Source organism: Paenibacillus solisilvae (assembly GCF_042656405.1).
GTDB lineage: Bacteria > Bacillota > Bacilli > Paenibacillales > Paenibacillaceae > Paenibacillus_Z > Paenibacillus_Z solisilvae.
Map to the genome: position 1 here is coordinate 24,829 of NZ_JBHSOW010000045.1, position 21,439 is coordinate 46,267.

21 protein-coding genes are annotated in these 21,439 nt (G+C 48.7%); 18 read left to right on the top strand and 3 right to left on the bottom strand.

What is annotated here, in order from left to right:
• From ACFPYJ_RS13425 to yajC, 10 genes are all read left to right on the top strand, one after another.
• Positions 1 to 371 (top strand): hypothetical protein (locus ACFPYJ_RS13425; RefSeq protein ID WP_379188658.1); only part of this gene is annotated, 371 nt, incomplete at its 5' end.
• 181 nt (positions 372 to 552) lie between these two features.
• Positions 553 to 1,215, top strand: coding sequence for a BofC C-terminal domain-containing protein (locus tag ACFPYJ_RS13430; RefSeq protein WP_379188659.1), 663 nt, complete (start codon positions 553 to 555; stop codon positions 1,213 to 1,215).
• Positions 1,216 to 1,384: 169 nt separating this feature from the next.
• Positions 1,385 to 1,888, top strand: coding sequence for a crossover junction endodeoxyribonuclease RuvC (gene ruvC, locus ACFPYJ_RS13435; RefSeq protein WP_379188660.1), 504 nt, complete (start codon positions 1,385 to 1,387; stop codon positions 1,886 to 1,888).
• Positions 1,885 to 2,517 carry a Holliday junction branch migration protein RuvA gene (gene ruvA, locus ACFPYJ_RS13440; protein ID WP_379188661.1) on the top strand — a complete coding sequence of 211 codons (633 nt, stop codon included), beginning with the start codon at positions 1,885 to 1,887 and terminating at the stop codon, positions 2,515 to 2,517. The genes ruvC and ruvA overlap by 4 nt, the downstream gene beginning before the upstream one ends.
• A 20-nt stretch (positions 2,518 to 2,537) precedes the next feature.
• Positions 2,538 to 3,578, top strand: a complete 1,041-nt coding sequence (ruvB, locus tag ACFPYJ_RS13445; protein WP_379188662.1) for a Holliday junction branch migration DNA helicase RuvB — start codon at positions 2,538 to 2,540, stop codon at positions 3,576 to 3,578.
• A gap of 5 nt (positions 3,579 to 3,583) precedes the next feature.
• Positions 3,584 to 4,033 carry a thiol-disulfide oxidoreductase DCC family protein gene (locus ACFPYJ_RS13450; protein ID WP_379188663.1) on the top strand — a complete coding sequence of 150 codons (450 nt, stop codon included), beginning with the start codon at positions 3,584 to 3,586 and terminating at the stop codon, positions 4,031 to 4,033.
• A 22-nt stretch (positions 4,034 to 4,055) separates the two neighbouring features.
• Positions 4,056 to 6,170, top strand: a complete 2,115-nt coding sequence (locus tag ACFPYJ_RS13455) for a SpoIID/LytB domain-containing protein (RefSeq protein ID WP_379188664.1) — start codon at positions 4,056 to 4,058, stop codon at positions 6,168 to 6,170.
• 8 nt (positions 6,171 to 6,178) lie between these two features.
• Positions 6,179 to 7,225 (top strand): tRNA preQ1(34) S-adenosylmethionine ribosyltransferase-isomerase QueA, encoded by a 1,047-nt coding sequence (queA, locus tag ACFPYJ_RS13460; RefSeq protein ID WP_379188665.1) that lies wholly within the window; start codon positions 6,179 to 6,181, stop codon positions 7,223 to 7,225.
• 44 nt (positions 7,226 to 7,269) lie between these two features.
• Complete coding sequence (tgt, locus tag ACFPYJ_RS13465; RefSeq protein ID WP_379188666.1) at positions 7,270 to 8,403, top strand: tRNA guanosine(34) transglycosylase Tgt; 1,134 nt, start codon at positions 7,270 to 7,272, stop codon at positions 8,401 to 8,403.
• Between the two features lie 18 nt (positions 8,404 to 8,421).
• The gene (yajC, locus tag ACFPYJ_RS13470; protein WP_379188667.1) at positions 8,422 to 8,748 is read left to right on the top strand and encodes a preprotein translocase subunit YajC; all 327 of its coding nucleotides are present in this window, start codon (positions 8,422 to 8,424) and stop codon (positions 8,746 to 8,748) included.
• A 138-nt stretch (positions 8,749 to 8,886) separates the two neighbouring features.
• Here yajC and ACFPYJ_RS13475 read toward each other — a convergent pair whose 3' ends face one another.
• Entirely contained in the window at positions 8,887 to 9,750 is an 864-nt protein-coding gene (locus ACFPYJ_RS13475) for a phosphatase PAP2 family protein (RefSeq protein ID WP_379188668.1), read from the bottom strand.
• 157 nt (positions 9,751 to 9,907) lie between these two features.
• Complete coding sequence (locus tag ACFPYJ_RS13480; protein ID WP_379188669.1) at positions 9,908 to 10,324, bottom strand: TIGR04086 family membrane protein; 417 nt, start codon at positions 10,322 to 10,324, stop codon at positions 9,908 to 9,910.
• 145 nt (positions 10,325 to 10,469) lie between these two features.
• Between ACFPYJ_RS13480 and ACFPYJ_RS13485 the strand changes: the two genes are divergently transcribed.
• Entirely contained in the window at positions 10,470 to 11,795 is a 1,326-nt protein-coding gene (locus ACFPYJ_RS13485; RefSeq protein ID WP_379188670.1) for an ArsB/NhaD family transporter, read from the top strand.
• Positions 11,796 to 11,934: 139 nt separating this feature from the next.
• On the top strand, positions 11,935 to 12,636 hold the full coding sequence (locus ACFPYJ_RS13490) for a YetF domain-containing protein (protein ID WP_417629234.1): 702 nt from the start codon (positions 11,935 to 11,937) through the stop codon (positions 12,634 to 12,636).
• Positions 12,637 to 12,702: 66 nt separating this feature from the next.
• On the opposite strand, the gene spoVB is transcribed toward ACFPYJ_RS13490, so the two are convergent.
• Positions 12,703 to 14,283, bottom strand: a complete 1,581-nt coding sequence (spoVB, locus tag ACFPYJ_RS13495) for a stage V sporulation protein B (RefSeq protein ID WP_379188672.1) — start codon at positions 14,281 to 14,283, stop codon at positions 12,703 to 12,705.
• A gap of 172 nt (positions 14,284 to 14,455) precedes the next feature.
• Here spoVB and ACFPYJ_RS13500 point away from each other — a divergent pair, with 172 nt between their 5' ends.
• The 6 genes from ACFPYJ_RS13500 (at position 14,456) to ACFPYJ_RS13525 (ending at position 21,144) form a co-directional block, all read left to right on the top strand.
• Complete coding sequence (locus ACFPYJ_RS13500; protein ID WP_379188673.1) at positions 14,456 to 14,743, top strand: post-transcriptional regulator; 288 nt, start codon at positions 14,456 to 14,458, stop codon at positions 14,741 to 14,743.
• Between the two features lie 88 nt (positions 14,744 to 14,831).
• Positions 14,832 to 16,109 carry a protein translocase subunit SecD gene (gene secD, locus ACFPYJ_RS13505; RefSeq protein WP_379188674.1) on the top strand — a complete coding sequence of 426 codons (1,278 nt, stop codon included), beginning with the start codon at positions 14,832 to 14,834 and terminating at the stop codon, positions 16,107 to 16,109.
• Positions 16,099 to 17,031 carry a protein translocase subunit SecF gene (secF, locus tag ACFPYJ_RS13510; RefSeq protein ID WP_379188675.1) on the top strand — a complete coding sequence of 311 codons (933 nt, stop codon included), beginning with the start codon at positions 16,099 to 16,101 and terminating at the stop codon, positions 17,029 to 17,031. Before secD ends, secF begins: the two co-directional genes overlap by 11 nt.
• A gap of 113 nt (positions 17,032 to 17,144) precedes the next feature.
• On the top strand, positions 17,145 to 18,056 hold the full coding sequence (locus ACFPYJ_RS13515; RefSeq protein ID WP_379188676.1) for a cation diffusion facilitator family transporter: 912 nt from the start codon (positions 17,145 to 17,147) through the stop codon (positions 18,054 to 18,056).
• A gap of 80 nt (positions 18,057 to 18,136) precedes the next feature.
• Positions 18,137 to 20,635 carry a single-stranded-DNA-specific exonuclease RecJ gene (gene recJ / locus ACFPYJ_RS13520; protein WP_379188677.1) on the top strand — a complete coding sequence of 833 codons (2,499 nt, stop codon included), beginning with the start codon at positions 18,137 to 18,139 and terminating at the stop codon, positions 20,633 to 20,635.
• Positions 20,632 to 21,144 (top strand): adenine phosphoribosyltransferase, encoded by a 513-nt coding sequence (locus ACFPYJ_RS13525; protein WP_379188678.1) that lies wholly within the window; start codon positions 20,632 to 20,634, stop codon positions 21,142 to 21,144. The genes recJ and ACFPYJ_RS13525 overlap by 4 nt, the downstream gene beginning before the upstream one ends.
• Positions 21,145 to 21,439: the final 295 nt, after the last annotated feature.

Consider the following 21,439-nt stretch of genomic DNA (forward strand, 5'->3'; position numbering starts at 1 on the left):
ATGAGCAGCCGACAGCAGTATCACCTGCATCGATGGGTCCGCAAGGATATGGCTACGGCTATGAGCAGCCGACAGCGGTATCGCCTGCATCGATGGGTCCTATGGGAATGCCTTACCCTGGTTATACTTATGCTGGCTATGGCCAAATGGCGCCTGTTCAAGCAGCTGGGAAAAAACCTTGTGACTGCGGCTGTAAGGATAAACGTGATGAACATGAACCGTATGAAGCCGATCCTGACGATGAAAAGGTTGAACTGCTTAACAATATTAAGTCGGTCGCAACACGCAAGCCGGTAAAAAAAGCGGCCGTTCGCACATCACGCCCGTCAAAGCCGAAACGCCGCGGCAGCTCGCCTTGGCTGAATAATTAATCCTCACTCATCTGGATAGGATAAAGCTGACTACCCCGAAGCTTCAGCATGATCGGCATATGGCCGGTCCATGCTGGATTCGGGGTGTTTGCCATGCAAAAAACAAGGGAATTGGGCAGCATGCATATTTCCCCACCCGAGGAGGCAGGATAACAAAAAAGGAAAAAAGGGGATTTCCTATATGATGGAATTCAGCCTGTGGAAGCAGCTAAAGAAGAAGCTCCGCCGCAGTCGCCGACCGGTTTGGCAGCTTGGGTGCTGGTTTGGAGCAGCCATAGCTTTATTTGCATTATTTGCGCCTGCCAGGGCTATGGCTCAATCCGGTGAACGGAATATGGTTCTATTGGATGAAGAGCCATCGGTTCAAGCTCAGAGTGTCATTCGTACTTTAGAGGAGCATGAAGGTTTATTAACAGTAAAGCTGCACCGTATTTATATTTGCGGCGAGGAACAGACCGTTCTGGGTCAAATGGCAGCAGCAGACGTGCTTCATCTGCTCCAGCAGCATCCGGAATGGATGGCTGTCCAAGAGAAATCCGGAGCAATTGTGATGCAGCAGCAAATCGATGATATGTCAGAATCCTGCAAACGAAATGCGTTCATCGGTTTGGATAAGCACGGCAATCTATCCTTATTTGACGGAGCTCCAAAGAAGGAAAAGGTGCTTAAAACTTTCTTTCAGTTAGATGTTCGTTATATGGAGAGCAATCTGCCGAAGGAACAAGTGGAGGATTTGATGAATGGCATTCGCATTACGGACAAGGATGCTTATAACAGTGTGCTGTCCACATTCAGCGATTACGCCATGGAGAAAAGCGAGAAAGTAATGAAACGAACCTATTAAACACAAGTTTGACAAAAGGGCAGCCGTTAATGGCTGCCCTTTTCAATATGTCTGCATGGACTGCCATGCAGCAGCTTGAACAAAACGCGTGTTCTCATACCGTGCATCATTTGCTATAATGAGAGGAAGCCAATTTTGACCAAGGTATTGGCGTGAGGAGAGAAGAGGCTTGCGAGTACTAGGGATTGATCCGGGGATAGCAATTGTAGGATTCGGTTTCATTGACAAAATCGGGAGCAAACTCGTTCCCGTCCAATATGGCTGCATTCAAACGGAGGCCCATACGCCTCAGGAAGACCGCTTGATGCAGGTGTATGAATCGGCATGCGCGTTAATGGATAAATACCAGCCAGAAACGGTTGCGGTCGAGAAGCTGTTCTTTAATAAAAATGTAACGACAGCTTTTTCTGTAGGTCAGGCACGCGGCGTCATTATATTGGCTGCTGCTCAGCGAGGGCTGAAAGTATCCGAATATACGCCGCTTCAAGTGAAGCAGGCTGTCGTAGGCTATGGCAAAGCGGAGAAGCGGCAGGTTCAGGAGATGGTCCGCATGCTGCTCAAGCTGAGTGCGATTCCGAAGCCTGATGACGTAGCCGATGCGCTGGCTGTGGCGATTTGCCATGCCCATTCCTATGTTCTGACTCAGAAAGTGAACGGGGTGAACGGTCGATGATCGATTTTGTGAGGGGCCGGATTGCCCATTGGGATACGGAATATGTAGTCGTCGATGTAAGAGATGTCGGATATCGGTTATTTACTCCGAATCCTTATTCTTTCGCCAAGAGCGATGAGGTCGTAACGATTTATACCCATCATCATGTTCGGGAAGATGCGGCGCTGTTATTCGGCTTCGCAACCCGCGAGGAACAAGCCATGTTCAGGAAGCTGCTTGAAGTATCAGGGATTGGCCCAAGAGTTGCGCTCGGAATCTTGGCCGGGGGCAAGCCGGAGACGATTGCTGCGGCAATCCAGCAGGAGAACCTTGTATTCTTAACGAAGCTGCCGGGTATCGGGAAGAAGACAGCCCAGAGAATGGTCTTGGACTTGAAGGATAAGCTGGATGCGATACCAGGCGGCTTCAGCTTCGCTGCTGCCGGGCTGGAACTTGAAGGGGTTTTCGGGGCGGAATCGGATGGTCAAGGCTCTGAGATCTGGCGTGAAGCGCGTGAGGCTCTTGCTGCGCTTGGCTATACGGCAGCCGAGCTCGATCGTGCCTGGCAGGGACTAAAAGAAACAACGGTGCCAAACGAGACTGTTGATGCGCTGATGAAGCGGGCATTGCAGCAGTTGTTTAAAGGTTGAGTGGAGAGGGGCAAGTTCGAATGGACGACCGGATAATTTCCGCCAACCTGATGATGGAAGATCAAGCGGTGGAGCTTAGTTTGCGTCCGCGTTTTTTGTCCGAATATATCGGCCAGACGCAAGTGAAAGAGAATTTGAAGGTATTTATCGAAGCGGCCAAACTGCGTAAGGAAGCACTTGATCATGTGCTGCTCTATGGACCGCCGGGACTCGGGAAAACGACATTATCTAATATTATTGCCAATGAGCTTGGTGTAAGTCTCAGAACGACCAGCGGTCCTGCTATCGAGAGGCCTGGTGACTTGGCCGCGCTGCTTACGAATTTGCAGGAAGGCGATGTTCTGTTTATAGACGAGATTCACCGTCTTCACCGGACGGTGGAGGAAGTACTGTACCCTGCAATGGAAGACTTTGCGCTTGATATTATGATTGGCAAAGGACCCAGTGCGAGATCGGTAAGACTGGAGCTGCCGCCGTTTACGTTAATTGGTGCGACCACACGTGCAGGCTTGCTGTCTGCACCGCTGCGCGACCGATTTGGCGTGGTAAGCCGACTTGAATTTTATAATGTGGATGAACTGGCGTATATTGTCATGCGAAATTCTGAGATTCTCGGCGTGACCGTTATTGGCGAGGCTGCGGGTGAAATTGCTACGCGTTCCCGGGGAACGCCGCGTATTGCGAATCGTTTGCTGAAGAGAGTTCGTGATTTTGCCCAGGTGCGCGGCGATGGCATTGTTACACATGAGCTGGCCAGATATGCACTGGAGCTGATCCAGGTGGATCCGCTCGGTCTTGATCAAATTGATCATAAGATGCTGCGTGCAATGATTTCGATTTACCGCGGCGGACCGGTAGGGCTCGATACCATTGCTGCAACGATTGGCGAGGAAAGTCAGACCATTGAAGATGTATATGAACCTTATTTGATGCAGATTGGGTTTCTGCAGCGGACGCCGCGAGGGCGGATGGTAACCCCTCTTGCATACCGGCATTTAGGCCTACCTGTGCCGCAAGATCCAGGAAGCATGGACAGCGTATTGGATGAAGGAGGCGTATAGCCGCCATGGGCAGACGAAGCGGTACAAGCGCAAACCAGCAAGTGCGAGAGAAGCTGTATGTCATCTATGATGGCACCTGCAATCTGTGTCTAACCACTGTGCGGCGTTTGAAAGAACTGCGCTCTAATGCCGTATTACGGTTTGTATCTGTTCAATCTCTGGAGGATTCGTATGAAGAGATTCCTAACATAGAATCGATTCCTACTGAACGGCTGATGTCCAAAATGCATGTTGTGGAACAAAATGGTGCGATTTATGCTGGAGCAGACGGCGTCGTTCGAATATTGCATACGGTAAGAGGTTTTACGTGGCTGGGTTTGATGTATCGGATTCCTGGTATGAGGGGGATTGCGGATTTGTTGTACCGGTTTATTGCTGCCCGAAGATATGATTGGTTTGGTAAAACAGATGAAAGCTGTGAGAATGGGGCTTGCAACCTGCCGAGGCGTCATTAAGCATTAGGGGGATGAGCAGCGAATGAAAGTCGGAACACCAAAGATGATGCGGACCATTGCATTACCGCTGTCATTGTTATTGATTTTATCGATTTGGACATCATGGCCGTCGCGCGCGGCAGTACCAAAGCTGGATACGATAAGAGTCGGCATTTTCCTTGAGGTTCCGGGTAAATACAAGCTTAATACGTCAACTGCGACATTTAGCTCAGCTTCAGCCATACAGGTCGGACTGCGATTACCTTCTGCCGTACTTCCAGTGGGACAGTCAAAGGCAGGTGAGACAATTCGGTTCACATTAGATGATTACAAGCCGATTGTCGCGAAAACCGGCAACTTTCAGACCGCTCTCAGTGTTGTTAAACGGCTAAAAGCGCTTGGAGGTACGGGGATGCTAACCTCTTTGAATCAGAGCAGCGGACTTGTCTATCAGGTCATTGAAGGATCCTATGCAACCTCCGCCGAAGCGCGTACGGCAGCAGATCGTTGGGGGAAAGATGCGACAATCGCATCACTGACCGGCAAAGCGAAGATCGAACTGATGGGTCCATTACATATGCAGGCAGGAACTTTCGCCTCAAAGGCAGAGGCGTTTCAGGCGGCACAAGCCTATGGCAAAGCAGGTATTGATGCATTTCCGGCGATGAAGCAAACGGGGAAAGCTAATCCCGCCTACACCGTGCTAGTAGGCGCTTCTCCGGACGCTGGAGCTCTTGTATCTGTAAAGGAGCAGGCCGGCAAAGCCGTTCCTGAATTTGATTTGCAACCATTAGACGCTTCATCCGTATATATGGCGTTGCGCGATGATTATTCCGTAACAGAGTCAGCTCAGTCACCTGCTGCTTTGTATGCCGTACCTATGAATGGAGTGAAGATCTGGATCTCCTCAACGGCATCAACGGGAATTAAACTCGCAGAGCGTTATAACCGCACCTATCGGGGGCAATTCGAGATCAGCGGCTTTAGTAATCGGTTAGCTGTTATTAACGAGCTTCCATTTGAACAATATTTATACGCAGTCGTTGGTGCGGAGATGCCGGCGTCCTGGCATGCTGAAGCGCTCAAATCACAAGCAGTTGCAGCCCGTACTTATGCACTTTATCAGGGATTTGGATTCCAAGTTGCTCATGTAGTGGACACTACGCTGAGCCAAGCTTATGGTGGAATAGGCTCGGAGAAGCCGGCAACGATTAACGCTGTAGATGCAACAAAGGGTGAAGCAGCTACTTACAATGGTAAAGTCATTGAAACGGTTTTCTCCTCAAGTGCGGGAGGTGCAACTGCGGATGCAACTGAGATTTGGGGCAATAGCGTTCCTTATCTGAAGACGGTTACGAGTCCCGATGAATCTTCGGAAAAAGGGCTGTACCATTGGTATCGTGCCGTACTCACCAGCGGTGATGTTGGCTATATTCGTGAGGATTTGCTTGAAGAGACCGGTCAACAAACGGAAATAGGACAAGCCATCATGCGGGTGAAGAGCGACGGCGTGAAAGTTCGTCCTATCCCGCTGGTACAAGAAAATGTCCCGGCTGTAGGCCAAGTTAATAAGGGCTCACTTGTTGTAATCCTGGAGAAGGTAACGCAGTCCAATGAAATGTCGTGGGTTCGCGGTCCTTACACAGCAGATGCTTTATTGGCGCTTACGGTTGGTAAAGTGCGTACAGCGGTAAAAGGACCTATTCGGACATTGGAAGTGAGTCAGACTGGACCATCCGGCCGTCCTGTTGCCCTTTCTGTAAACGGTCAGAAGTTCGACGTGAAAAACCCTGACGGCTTACGGGCTGCGCTGGGCGGATTGCCAAGTACACGCTTTGAAATTGATGAAACCGCGCGAATGACGATTTTAGGATCGGATGATCGGGTTCAGGAGCGTCCTTCATCCAACAGTACGCTTGTGGTGTTGGGCGGAGACGGACAGCCGAAGGATCTAATCGATCCGAATCTGTTTATTCTCAGCGGCGATGGAACGGTGCGTGCCGCAACGAAGGATCCGACGTTTCGATTTGTCGGTAACGGAAACGGCCATGGTGTGGGGTTATCTCAATACGGTGCACGCGGTCTGGCAGAATTAGGGTATGACTACAAATATATTTTGCAATACTACTATAAAGACATAAAGATCGTTAAGGAATGAAATAGCTGATGAATGTTGATGATTTTGATTTTGAATTACCGGAAGCGTTAATCGCTCAGACTCCCTTGGCCGATCGAACAGCCTCGAGGCTGCTCACGCTCAGCCGTCAGACAGGTGCTGTCGAGCATCACCGATTTACGGAGCTTGCTTCTATGCTGCATAAGGGCGATACCTTAGTCCTAAATGATACAAGAGTTCTGCCGGCCAGACTTGTAGGCGTTAAAGCCGATACGGGGGCAAGGGCAGAGCTCCTGCTGCTGAAGCAGCTGAACGGTGACCGCTGGGAGACGCTGGCCAAACCGGGAAAACGTCTTAAGGTCGGCGCGGAGATCGCGTTTGGCGATGATGGTGAGGGCAGACCGCTCTTGACTGCAACAGTTGTCAGTGAAGGTGAAATGGGCGGCCGCGAAGTGGAATTTCACTACACGGGAATATTCCAAGAGCTGCTTGACCGGCTTGGGGATATGCCGCTTCCCCCTTACATTAAGGAGCGGCTGGATGATCGTGAGCGCTATCAAACGGTCTATGCCAAGCATGAGGGATCGGCAGCAGCTCCTACAGCGGGGCTTCATTTCACCCAAGATTTCTTGGAGCAATTACGCCGTAAAGGCGTCGATATTGCTTATGTGACACTTCATGTAGGTCTGGGTACATTCCGGCCGATGTCAGTCGAGCGGATCGAAGAGCACACGATGCACTCGGAGTATTACGAAATGAATGAGCAGACGGCTGCATTGCTTCAAGCAACACGGGAGCGGGGCGGACGAATTGTTGCCGTAGGAACTACTTCAGCAAGAACATTAGAGACGGCCGCTTCCCGGTTGTTGAATGGGCAAGTTCAGGCTTGCAGCGGCTGGACGGATATTTTTATCTATCCGGGCTATGAATTTAAGCTCGTCGACGCCTTGTTGACGAATTTTCATCTGCCCAAATCAACGCTTGTCATGCTGGTCAGCGCGCTGACCGGGCGAACAGCCGTAATGAATGCGTATCAAGAAGCAATCGAGAAGGAATACCGGTTCTTCAGCTTTGGCGATGCAATGTTTATTTACTAGGAGGCAAATGGATTCATTTGCTATAGAGATAGGAAGCGTGTAAAGTGGCGATTACTTACGAGCATATTAAGACCTGTAAACAATCAGGAGCACGGCTGGGACGTGTTCATACTCCGCATGGCGTTATTGAAACACCTGCATTCATGCCGGTTGGTACGCAAGCAACCGTGAAGACCATGAGCCCGGAAGAGCTTAAAGCGATGGATGCTCATATTATTCTTAGCAATACGTATCATTTGTTTATCCGTCCCGGACATGAAATTGTTCGTCAAGCCGGCGGACTGCACAAGTTTATGAATTGGGACCGCCCGATTCTGACAGACAGCGGCGGATTCCAGGTATTTAGCTTAAGCAACATGCGCAAGATCTCGGAGGAGGGCGTTGAATTCCGTAATCACTTGAATGGGGACAAACTGTTCTTGTCACCGGAAAAGGCGATGGAAATTCAAAATGCCCTCGGCTCTGATATTATGATGGCGTTTGATGAATGTGCTCCTTATCCGGCCGACTATGATTATGTGAAGAAATCTCTTGAGCGGACAACGCGTTGGGCTGAGCGGTGCCTTGCTTCACACACCCGTTCTCATGATCAAGCCTTGTTCGCAATCGTCCAAGGCGGGATGTATGAGGATCTTAGGCGCCAGAGTGCGCTTGAGTTGACTTCCATGGATTTCCCGGGGTATGCTATTGGAGGATTGAGCGTCGGAGAACCGAAGGATATGATGTATAAGGTCCTCGAATGTACGGTTCCGCTGCTTCCTGCCCATAAACCCCGCTATTTAATGGGTGTCGGTTCACCGGACGCTCTAATAGACGGATCTATCCGCGGCATTGATATGTTTGATTGTGTTTTACCGACCCGTATCGCTCGCAATGGTACAACGATGACAAGTGCGGGGCGCTTAAATATTAAGAATGCCAAATTTGCTGAAGACTTTGGTCCTCTTGATCCTGCTTGCAGCTGCTATACATGCAGCAACTACACAAGAGCCTACATTCGCCATCTCATTAAGGCGGATGAAACATTTGGTCTACGGTTAACAACCATCCACAATTTGCATTTCTTATTGCAGCTCATGAGAGATGTACGCCAAGCGATTATGGAAGACCGGCTGCTCGATTTCCGGGAAGCTTTCTTTACAAAGTACGGACTGTTTGAGAATGATAAAGGATTTTAAGGAAAGGGGTGAATATACATGTCAGGAGCAGCATCGATACTTCCATTTATTCTCATGTTCGCGGTATTCTATTTCCTTTTGATCCGTCCGCAGCAGCGTAAATCGAAACAGCGCAACGCTATGTTGGGCCAGCTGAAGAAGGGCGACAAGATCGTCACAATCGGCGGTATGCACGGAACCATTATGGAAATTTCGGATGACATCGTTGTCCTTCGTGTCAACGACGCAACGAAGATTACATTTGACCGCAGTGCGATCAATAATGTAACAACGAGCGCAGCAGTAACTGCGTCAACACCTTCCCTTGAGAAAAAAGAAGAGAAGGCAGGAGACATTAAAGCGTAATTCACTTAACAACGAACAACCGGAACAGAAGGGGCAGCCCCTATGTTCCGGTTTTTTTGTATGTCCAAAAAAAATACCATCTCCGCATCCGATGTTTCTTGGATGAAGAGAAGGCATTTAGAAGGATAATGAATATTTTTATTTCGCATCTTCGCGGGCATAACTGATATTTGCTCGGCTGATTGAACGCTGGCTTCGGCGAAGCGAGAATTGTGAGGCGCATAAACGCATCGCAATCGTGGATGCCGCTGCACCTAGGATAACGCCACCGCACATATCAATAAGCCAGTGGATACCGAGATAGAAGATGGAGAAGATGACGATTGCGGCGCTAATACAGCAGAACCATGCCCATCTTTTGTTGCCTGATCGTACAGCAAGGATAGAGAGGGCGACCGATATCGCGGTATGCAAGCTTGGGAAGCAGTTATCTATTCCCGATAGTGCTCGATACTGAGTCTCAAAGCTTGGGAACACATGATCAGTGACCATTAAAAATTGGACAGTCGGATCGTAAGCCCAAACCTCATTAACCGGCATAAAGAGATAAAAGGGAATAGCTGCCAGATAGATGATCATAATCGCATAACAGACGGCGTAGAACATCTTTCTATCTTCCCTTTGTCTGGTGTAAATGCCAATGGATGCAATAAGCAAGGCTTGAAAAACGACCACATACATGAATCCGAGAAAGGTGGTAAGATACTTGTTATGAAACGCATGCTGAAGGTTTTTGACAAAATCGCCTTCAATGGATTGGAAGAAAGCCGCGTAATCATAAGTCATGGTCATATTATTCTCGATCTGAAGCTCCAGCTTGTTACAGAAAAGGATAAGCATCAATGCAACGAAGTGAAGCATATATTTGCGGTTCATAACCATTTCTCTTAAGAATAAGCCGCCGGTTCGAAACGGGTTCGTCTTTGTTCCGTACCAAATCAGAAGTGTGACTGTGATCGCGGAATAAATAGCGACTGTCCTCATGCTGTCAAACAAAGTCATTGTATTGTCTTTCCCCCTAGAATGTTGCATAGCAAAATGGCCTCACTTCTTAATAAAGAAGCACATTTTTTATCCGAAAGAATCGGGCTCGATCTAGTATAGCATACTTTAGAGGGGGGATTACAATTCCAATCCTGATCACAAACGGCATTCACTTTCAGGAACGTTTTGCATTAACCCCTATCATACCTCCGAATGCGCCGCACAGAAAGCTCTCGCCAATCATAGCCATAGTTCTTCCGCTTATCCCGATGTTCGAGGCTAGGAAGCTGATGAGAAGAACAAGCAAACCATACAGCACTCCAAGCATGCCGCCATAATACCAGCCGCGGGAGCCGGACCTTTTACCAGCGATAAATCCTCCGGCAAGGGCGGATAAGCCATGGACTAACAAGCTGTATAAGGGAAGTTGATTTTCCTGCATACTGCCAAAACGGAGCAGAGCAGAGAGTAGAAGCGCTCCGACTGCAAGCCAAATAGCTGCGTAAAGGATCCCGGAGAACATAGGCGATGTGATTTGTACTTTCGAAGATGTATTTTTGCTGGTGGAGTGAGCAGAATTAATCGGCTTCATAAGGATCACCCTTTCTTTCATAGTGGACGGGTTCTGTTATTACAACATATGGTCAAGCTGCAGCAAATAGTACAAGATAGACGTTCTCGGACAGGTTCTTGTATAATGTGGGATAAATCATCAGCTGAAAGGTAGTGAGTGAGTCATGAAGCACGAGTTAACCAGCGATCCCGCTTTTTGGCAGGTTGCAGCGGCGGTAATAATCTTTCTCCTTACCTATTCCATCATCATTACAGAAAAAATAAACAGGGCGGTTATTGCGCTCTCCGGCGCAGTTGTCATGCTCCTGCTTGGCATTGTGGATATGCATGTTGCGTTTACCGATTATTTGGAATGGGGAACCATCTTTTTGTTTATTGGGATGATGATCCTAGTGGGAATAATCAACAAAACGGGGATATTTCAGTACGCAGCGGTTAAAGCAGCACAGAAGGCGGGTGGCGATCCGGTTAAGCTACTCGTTATGCTTACGCTGCTAACCGCAGTGGGGTCCGCATTTCTGGATAATGTAACGACGGTATTATTGGTGGTTCCCATTACATTCTCGATAACGAATATTTTGAAGGTATCGCCCATGCCCTATCTGATTTCTGAAATCTTAGCTTCGAATATCGGCGGCATAGCGACACTTATTGGGGATCCGCCCAATATTATGATCGGATCAGCTAATCCCCACCTAGACTTCAATGCTTTTCTGATCCACCTTGCGCCTGCATCTATTGTCATTATGCTTATAACGATGGCATTGCTGGTATGGATATATCGTCGTAAGCTGTCGGTCTCGGAGGCATCAAAGAACGAAGTAAAGACTTTATCGGCTGAAACCTATATTCGTGATCCTAAGCGGATGCGCAAGTCGGTCTTTGTGCTGCTGCTGACGATCTTGGGATTCTTGCTGCATTCCCTTCTGCATGTTGAAGCAGCCGTAATCGCTCTTGCCGGCGCGACCCTGCTGATGCTGATCGGGGTAGGCAAACATGAGGCCGAGGAAGTGTTCGAATACATAGAGTGGGAGACGATTTTCTTCTTTGTTGGCCTGTTCGTACTTGTGGGCGGCTTAATTGAAATGGGCGTAATCAACAAATTAGCTACAATGACACTTCAGATTACATCAGGTCATATGGCGTACACCTCTATGCTTATTCTGTGGGTATCGGGAATGGCATCTGCAACGATTGACAACATCCCCTTCGTTGCAACTATGATCCCGCTTATCCAAAATCTTGGAGCAGAGATGAATTTTGACAGCCCTGAAGCATTAAATCCTCTATGGTGGTCATTAGCATTGGGTGCGGGTTTAGGAGGAAATGGAACGCTTATCGGTTCCTCGGCAAACGTGATTGCAGCAGGTCTAGCCGTGCGGGAAGGCAAGAATTTAAGTTATATGGAGTTTCTCAAGATCGGGGCTCCACTCACTCTAATATCGCTTATTATTTCCACCGTTTACGTGTATTTGTTCCTGCTGCCATAATTTCGATGGTTCTGCTCCTGTATGAGCGGACTGCCTAAAGGTGACAATACCTGCATGATCGGTTAGGAGGGCGGTTCCATTGGAATTGTGGAGTCTGTTGATCCGTACGGTATTGATCTATTTTATCGTGTTCTTGGTCATGCGATTTATGGGAAAGCGGGAAATTGGCAAGCTCTCAGTGTTCGATATGGTCATTTCCGTAATGATTGCAGAAATCGCGGTTATTGTGATCGAAGATACGAAACGGCCGCTGATGGCCGGCTTGCTGCCGATGGTGCTTCTAATGGTGATTCAGATCGGTCTTGCGTATGCCTCTTTGAAGAGCCGCAAGCTGCGGTTATTGTTCGACGGTAAGCCAACGGTAATTATTGAACGTGGAAAGCTAAACAGTGAGGCCATGAGAAAGCAGCGCTACAATCTGGATGACCTGATGGTACAGCTGCGGGAGAATCAAATGCCAACCGTGGCCGATGTAGAATTTGCCATTTTGGAGACGAGCGGTAAATTGTCGATCATTCCTAAAGATAAATCAGACAAAAATGATTTATCTACTGATCGGGTGGACCTGCCTCCCTCAGATCATATCGGAAACCAGCAGTCATCCCGGACTTCTGAGCCGGTAAGGCCTTTTCCAAAGAACTACAGGTTTGAGTCTTTGCCGGTGCCGCTTATCATGGATGGTAAAGTGACTGAAAATCTGGAGCTGCTGGGTAAAGATCGGTTCTGGCTGAACAACCAGCTGAAGCAAAACGGCATTCACGATATGAAGCAAGTATTCCTCTGCACAATTGATCATAAGGGGAAGCTCTTTATCGACTCGCGGCGGAGTCCCAGGCGATAGGCATTGAATGATAAACGGGAGGAGAGCACAGCATGTGCCCTTCTCCCGTTTCTCATTTAAGCCTGCTCAGCGGAACCATCTTCCAATGATCGGTATGCGGGCAATATCGTAACGATCAATAATTCGCATGTAAACCATGAGGATCAGATAAACGATAACGCCGGCTAAGCAGGCGGTAATTGTATTTTGCCACAGCGCCGGAAGTGCCTGTCGGTTCATTACCCACAAGGAGGCTGCTCCCATAATGACCATGGCAGCTCCTACTTTAACAAAATCGAGCATCTGCATCCGAAATCCAACGAAACGGACAATGCTTATCCAATGCAGCAAAGTAACTAATACGATATTAACATTGATTGCGATTAAAGCACCATAAATACCCAGTGAGGGATCGGACGCCAATTTCACGATGAGGATTAATTTGACCGCAGCTCCGATGAACGTATTCATGAGTGCAGTTCCGGGCTTGTCTAATGCCTGCAGCGCAGCCTGAAGCGGTGCTTGCAGGTAGATGAATAATCCGATGGGAGCCATCCACTTCAGCATGGGGGCAATCTCAACATGGTTGTATAAAATACGGCAGATCGGTTCAGCGAATAAAGTCATGACGACAATGAAGGGGGCGCCGGTTACAAGCGCAAGCCTCATGGACTGATGCAGTCTTTTATGGATGGTCACGCGGTCTCCCTTGGCCGCAGCCTCTGACAGAGAAGGGACGAGGGAGACAGCCAGCGAGTAGGTCAGTGCAGTTGGCAGCAGCAGAATAGGAATGATCATGCCTTGAAGAGCGCCGTATTGAGCGGTAGCTATCCCAGTTGCGATTCCCGCAACTGCTAGAGCACGGGCGGTTAGGATGGATTCGAGCAGGTAAGACAAGGAACCGATCATCCGGCTCGCTGTAACGGGAAGAGACAGATTGATTAGTTTGCGCATGACAGGCTCTCGATCATCTGACTGCTCATTGGGTCCGATTGCTGCTTTATCCAGCATAGAAGCGAGCGAGTTCGATTGTCGGCGTCGCTCCTTGACATACTGCCAGAGCAAGACAGCGAAACCTGCAATTTCACCAACTACGACGCCCATCATCGCGCCTGCAGCAGCCCAAGCAAGGCCGAAAGGAAGCATCCACTGGGCACACAGCAGAGCAAAGATAATCCGGAATATCGTCTCTATGGTTTGCGATAGCGCGGTGGGGATCATATTATGCTTCCCTTGAAAGTAACCGCGATAGACAGACGAAACACCAATGATAAGAAGAAGCGGGCTCATAACGAGGAATGTCTGGTATACCCGTTTTTCGGTCATCAGATGCTCAATAATCCAAGGGGTGAACAGCAGAAGTATGGCGGTCATAACTGCAGCGATTCCAACCGTCAGACCCATCGCAGTCCGGAAAATATGCTTAACCCGCATTGGATCGCCTTTGGATTCCGCTTCGGCAATCCACTTTGCGACCGCAAGCGGAATACCTCCGGTGATAACGGTCAGCATCACAATTAGAAATGGATAGACGAGCTGGTAAATGCCTACGCCTTCTGGGCCGATAATACGAGGCAACGCGATGCGCGGCACGAAGGCGAGTATGCGGTTGATGATCCCCGCGGTAAGCAGAATTAGCGCTCCTTTAATAAACGTTTGCTTCGTCACGATCGCTCCCTCTTTCCAAGAAAACATGTCCTATCTTCATACTTATGCGCGGCATGTCCATTTCCATGCAGTCATTTTTTTTGAAGAGTTCAATGCGGCGGGCAGGAATCAAGAGGTGGTTTATCGAATGTATTAAGGAGACAGAGGCTGCTTAGAGAAGGAGGATATGCCGATGACGATCGAAGATCATCCCGAAACAGAAGCAGGTAATGAAGAGCTGATGACCGAGAACGAATGGGTATCGACCATTGAGTCGTTATGCAATAGCAAGGCTGAAGAATTCAGAATGATCGGCTATGAGCATGTTCAGGGCAACGATATCTGGCAGTGCGTCAATGATAAATATGTGAAAAAAGGCCAACCTGCGATGCATCAAGTGGTGAACGACATTTTATCGTTAAAGGTCGTTAATTTCATGAATTTTATGACACTCAGCGCCTACAAAGGAACCCATTTCTAAGCAGGGTTTCTTTTTTTTTGACTCGTTTTTCTGTCATCGCTATAATAGGAATATTGAGAAGCGAACTTAAGGGGGAACTAAGAGTATTATGAATCGTCTGTTAGCATTCGTGCTCATCGTCGTCATTTCCATTGGCGTCGTCGCGGCAACAAGTCCAAGCCTTGTAAATCAGGTCAAGCTAGGCCTCGATCTCAAAGGTGGATTTGAAATTTTGTATGAAGCACAGCCTATTGAAAAGGGCGGGAAAATAACCAAGGAATCATTAATTGAAACTGCCAAAAGTTTGGAGGCTCGTGCCAATGGAACCGGCGTAGCTGAGCCGGACGTAACGACGGAAGGAACTAATCGTATTCGCGTCAAAATCGCTGGTATTAAAGATGAGGCCATGGTACGGGATATCCTTAAGAAACCGGCTGAACTGACTTTCCGCTCCACGCGCGGATGTCCGGCAAGCACGGATCCAACGAAAACGAACTATTGTAAGGTGGAGCTTTACGGTAATGATTTCAAGGAAAACGGTGCAGAAGTCCATCAAACCAACCTTAATGCTTATGAAATCGCAATCAAGATGAAGAGTGCAAGCAAGTTCGCAGAAATTACCCGCGAGATTGCCAAGATTCCTCAAACCAATCAGCTCGCCATCTATTTAGATGACACCCTGCTTTCAGCACCAAATGTATCGAGCGAAATTAACAGCACGGATGCTGTTATTACAGGCGATTATACGCGTGATGAAGCTACTGATATCAAAAACACGATCAACTTGGGTGCTCTTCCGCTTAAGCTGACGGAGAAATATACACAAAGTGTCGGAGCTACACTTGGTAAGCTCTCCCTGCAGGAAACGCTGTTTGCCGGCGGAATCGGAACGGTGCTTATTCTCATCTTCATGATGTTGTTCTACCGTATGCCGGGCACAATTGCCAGCTTCTCAATTATTGTTTATATCTGGCTCTTATTGCTTGGATTTAATCTGATCAACGCAACGCTCACCTTGCCGGGGATCGCGGCGTTCATCCTTGGAGTCGGGATGGCGGTTGACGCCAATATTATTATGGCTGAGCGGATTAAAGAAGAACTGCGCAGCGGCAAGAGCCTGCTGTCCTCCCAGAAAGCGGGATCGAAGAATTCATTCCGCACGATAATCGATGCGCATGTTACGACGCTTATCGCCGGTCTGGTTTTGTTCTTCATCGGAGTCGGCTCGGTCAAAGGATTTGCTGTCATCTTGATTCTCAGCATTATCATTAGTATTTTAACGAATGTTTTCTTCTCGCGTTTGCTCCTTTCCTTACTCATTCGAAGCAACGTAGTGAAAAAGAAATCCTACTTCGGAGTGAAGGAGAGTGAGATCCGTGCGCTTTAGTACAGCTTATACAGAAGACAGCAATAAGTTTAACTTTGTAAAGAAGGCTCGTTACTTCTTTATTTTCTCCATCATCATCACGGTGCTCGGCGTAATAACGCTTGGAATTTTCGGTCTGAATTACGGCGTTGATTTCCGCGCTGGATCAAGCGTGGATATTGCCGTAAAGAAAGATCTCAGCGGCCAGAAGGACGAAATTGAGAAGTTTCTAGCCGATAATGATTTCGGTAAGCCTGGGCTGACTGTCGGCTCTTCACGTGTAACCTTGCGTTTCGACGATGAACTTTCGCCGGATCAGGAGAAGGCATTGAAACAGAAGTTTGCGGATAAGTTCGACAAAAACGCTTCTGCAGAAGTCAACACGGTCGATGTCGAGATCGCAAAAGAATTACAGTGGAATGCGCTCAAGGCTATCCTGGTAGCGAGTATCGGTATCGTGATCTATGTCAGCATTCGATTTGAATGGCGGTTTGCGGTATCAGCGATCGTCGCCTTGCTGCATGATGCGTTCATCGTCATCAGTTTGTTCTCGATCTTCCGCTTGGAAGTCAATCTGCCTTTTATCGTTGCGGTTCTGACCATTATCGGTTATTCCATCAATGATACGATCGTTATCTTCGACCGCGTGCGTGAGAACCTGCGGTTTGCCAAAATCAAAACTCCAGCTGATACCGCACGGGTCGTTAACGAGAGTATCTGGCAGACGCTTACCCGTTCAGTCAATACCGTTATGACTGTTGTTGTAGCTGCAATCTGTCTGTTAATTTTCGGAAGCGAATCAATTAAGCTGTTCTCGCTGGCGATTCTGTTTGGTCTAATCAGCGGAGCTTATTCGTCCATCTTCATCGCAAGCCCGCTGTGGCTCGTACTGAAAAATAAACAAAAACCAAAAACTCCAGTCAAGTCTTCTGCTGCGTCGTAGTATAGTAATTTAGCAGAGGCAGCATGAAGGTCGTACTTACATTTTTGCTCCGCAAAACTAAAGATCATGCTTACGAAGTCAGTTTTGCTCCGCAAAACTTTTAGGAGGCGTCCATGACAGCGAACCAACGTTACGCGAAAGCGGAGTCCGCAGCGTGGACCGGACTCATCGGCAACGCCTGTATCGCTGCTTTAAAGGGTGGTATTGGTCTTCAATCAGGCAGTAAAACGCTGCTTACTGATGCTTGTCGTTCTGCCTCGGATGCTGCCGCATCGTTCATTTCTTTAACTGGTGTCCGCAGATGCCGGAAGCTTGGCGCGCCAGATGCGCCTGTTCCGGCAATGCGGGGAAAGACAGAGGCTGCCACGGGTGTGATGGCCGCTCTTTTTCTCATGATAGTAGGATTGGAAATCGGCATTTCAGCTATTAAATCCATAGCAGACGGTGTTGATGAAGCTCCAAGCTGGACGGCATCTGTTGTCGTCGTACTTGCCTTTGCGGCAAAAGAATTGTTGTTTCCGGTAAAAGAACGCCGGACGGACTTATATGCTTCACTAGCTGCTATCGTAGGTACAGGTGGAGCCGCTTTGGGTGATGTGGTGGATCTGCCGCTGCTCTACTATTTTGATCCTGCCGCTTCCCTTATCATTGTGGTCATCGTTTTTACTACGGGCTACCGCGTTGCCTCAGATGCTGTTAAGAGGAGCAGATCCTTTGAAGTTGAACCGGCGGATATGAGTGAAATCATGATTGTCGTGCAGCGAATGGAAGGTGTAATAGCTGTTCAGGAACTTCGTGCACGTGAGCATGGACATTATGTGGTCGCCGATGTTGTGATCAGCGTCAATCCCCGTATAACGGTTCTGGAAGGTAACGAGATCGCAAAGCGGGTCAAATATTTTTTGATGAAAAGGTTTAGCCACATGACCGAGGTAACCGTTCATGTAGAACCGTATGATCCGGGTTTCCCCTACAAAACGAATCATGATCCAAATCAGGAGCAGATGCCGACGCTGCTGCAATAGCAGCAGCGTCTTTTTTTATGCTATCCTTAGTAGCCGCGGTATTTCTTCTTAAAACTTTGAACCTATAGGAGGTGCCCGTCTTGATACGTTCCAAAACACGTTGGACGGTAGCTTCGCTTGATTCGGACGGTGAGGCAAGGGCTGAGGCACTGGCAAGCTCACTTGGGCTGCCGCCGCTTGTCGCCAAGCTGCTCGTCCAGCGCGGATTCGATGAACTGGGATCTGCCAGTCAGTTTCTTTATGGCGGCTTGGAATGCCTGCATGATCCCTTTCAGCTTAAAGGAATGGCTGAAGCGGTTGAACGGATAAAGCTTGCTCAGTCTCGCAATGAAAGAGTCCGGATCTATGGGGATTATGATTGCGATGGCGTTTCCTCCACGACGCTCATGACTTACTTATTCCAGCGTCTTGAACTAAACTTCGATTCTTATATCCCGCACCGAATGCTGGAAGGATACGGATTAAACAATCAAGCGATTGACCGTGCAGCCCAATTAGGCGTTACGTTAATTGTTACTGTCGATACAGGGATTAGTGCTGCCTTGGAAATTGCGTATGCAGCAAGCCTTGGCATCGACGTGATTGTAACCGATCATCACGAGCCGCCGCATGAATTACCGGCTGCACTCGCTATCATAAATCCAAAGCAGGAAGACTGCGCCTATCCCTTTAAAGGCTTAGCCGGCGTAGGGGTTGCTTTCAAGCTGGCACAAGCGTTGCTCGGCTCACCGCCGTTGGAATGGACGGATGTCGCAGCACTCGGAACGATTGCCGATCTCATGCCGTTAACGGATGAGAACCGCATCCTAGTTAAGCTGGGTTTAGAGCAGCTTAGAACAACTGAAAAACCGGGCTTCCAGGCACTTGCCGAGGTCGCTGGCATACAGCTTTCCACGGTTAATGCAACTGATATTGCTTTCGGTATGGCGCCGCGAATCAATGCGGCAGGGCGCCTTGAGCATGCGGAGGGTGCTGTTAGATTGCTCGCTGCAGCTAATCATGAAAGTGCCGCTGCTGCAGCTCTGACACTAGACCGATTGAACAAAGAGAGGCAGCTCATCGTAGAGAACATTCTGCAAGAAGCCCAATTACAGTGGTCGGAGAAATGCGAGGCTGCTAAGCGGAGCGGACGGCCTGCTCCACCCGTAATAGTGCTTGCTGCTGAAGGCTGGAATCCCGGTGTGGTGGGGATTGTTGCTTCAAAGTTTGTTGAGAAAGAATATAAGCCTACGCTGATTCTCGGAATCGATGCGGACAGCGGAATGTGCAAAGGCTCAGCCAGGTCGATCGCAGGATTTGATCTTCATGCGGCTTTGACCGAGTGCGATGAGTTTCTTGATCATTACGGCGGTCATCAGGCGGCGGCAGGAATGAGCCTGCATAGGGATCAACTCGCAGTCTTTGAGGAGCGGCTGGGTCATCTTGCGGATGATTGGCTGGAAGCTGATGATTGGATACCCAAAACAATCGTAGATCTAGCCTGCCGAATGGATGAAGCCACCCTTCATGTTAGGGAACAATTAGCCCAGCTCGAGCCATTTGGGGTTGGGAACGCTTCTCCTAAGCTGCTGCTGCAGGGCGCAGCAGTTGCCGACAGGAGGACGATGGGCAAGGAGAATAAACATCTGAAGCTCTCGCTTAGCGGCGAAGGAAAACTGCTCGATGCTGTTGGCTTTGGTTTCGGATCGCTTGCGGATCGCTTGTCAGGAGGGGCCCCTGTAGAGCTGGTTGGAGAGCTGGCCATTAATGAGTGGAATGGACAGCGGAAAGCGCAATTCCTTATGCAGGACATCCGAGTAGCCCAGGTGCAGCTCTTTGATCATCGTTTTGGGGTAGATGGCGACCTGTTCGCTTCTCTTCGTAAGCTTATCGAGGAGGCCGGTATGATGGATGGGGCTTTGCTTGTCCCGACACCTGCATGGCAGGAGGCGGCCGCCGAGCTCGGGAAACTTCCGCTTCCAAAGCAGCTGCGGATCTATACGTATGAACAGTTTGCACGCGAGAATATCGTATGCTGTCCAAACCTGGTTCTGTTTGGAAAACCGCCTAATTCAGTCAAGCTGGGTGATGCCTTAAGGAATGCTCCCGGTTTAGAAGCAGTCTACGCTTTATATGGCGCCCCTAAACAGGCTGCAGCCTCAATGAACCGGAAAGGAACTGCATCGCGTTCCTCCCAAGGCAGAGAACAGCCTGCTGCAGGAAATGAGGAACCGGCCTTTCCAAGCCGCGAGAAATTTGGGCAGCTGTATCAGACACTGCGCAGAGTATGTCCAATTGCTGAGGATGGACACAAAGAGCGTTTGTCTATCATGATGGGCTGGCCTTTAGAAAAAATTCATTTCATGCTTCGTGTGTTTGAGGAGCTTGAGCTCGTGAACCTTCAAGAACAGCGGCTTCAGCTTGTGGCAAACCCTGTCAAGAGAGAACTCACGCACTCCTCCGTTTACCGTGACGAGCTGAGACAATCGGAAGCTGAGCAAATTTTATTCGCGGCTGAGGGCGAATTATTAGCTTGGATCACCAAGCAGCAGAAAGACTCATCTATTAACTCAATGAAAAAAGGAGCTGTCGTTTCATGAATTTCAAAGACTATATTCGCGTTATCCCTGATTATCCAAACCCGGGTATCCGATTTAAAGATATTACAACACTCATTAACAACGGACCCGTTTATGCAGCGGCTATTGATGCACTTAAACAAGCCGTAGCTGATAAGCAGATCGATTTAATTGCCGGCCCTGAAGCCAGGGGCTTTATCGTGGGCGCACCTCTGGCTGTGGCGCTTGGCGTCGGATTTGTGCCTATCCGCAAGAGCGGCAAACTGCCGGGCGAGGTTGTAGAAGCAAGCTATGACCTTGAATACGGAAGTGATAAGCTAGCTATTCATAAAGATGCAATCAAGCCGGGACAACGTATATTGATTGCCGACGACCTGCTTGCAACAGGCGGAACGATTGCTACGACGATTAATTTGATCCGTCAATTGGGAGGAGAAGTAGTCGGAGCCGCGTTCTTAATCGAGCTGGGTTACTTAGATGGCCGCACTAAACTGGATGGGATTGTTCCTTTCTCGCTCGTTACTTATTAATCGAATACTTGATCGACAGCCGCCGGGATCCAGGAAAAGCCATCAGATCCGGCGGTTAATTTTTTATTTGCTGGTCCAAGCGGGCTATCACCATCATTCGACACACCCTGCGGGATCACCCGGCCCCAATACCTATTGATCCGTTGAAGCAACAGGTTGACGGAAAGCCTTAAAAACAGGCATAATAGTATGAAAACGACGAGATTAAAACTTGCGGCCGCATTTGCGGTTGTTTTTTGTTATAGCTTCAAATTATTAGGCGAAAGTTGTTGGAAAGTGAAAGTGAAACGCGCGT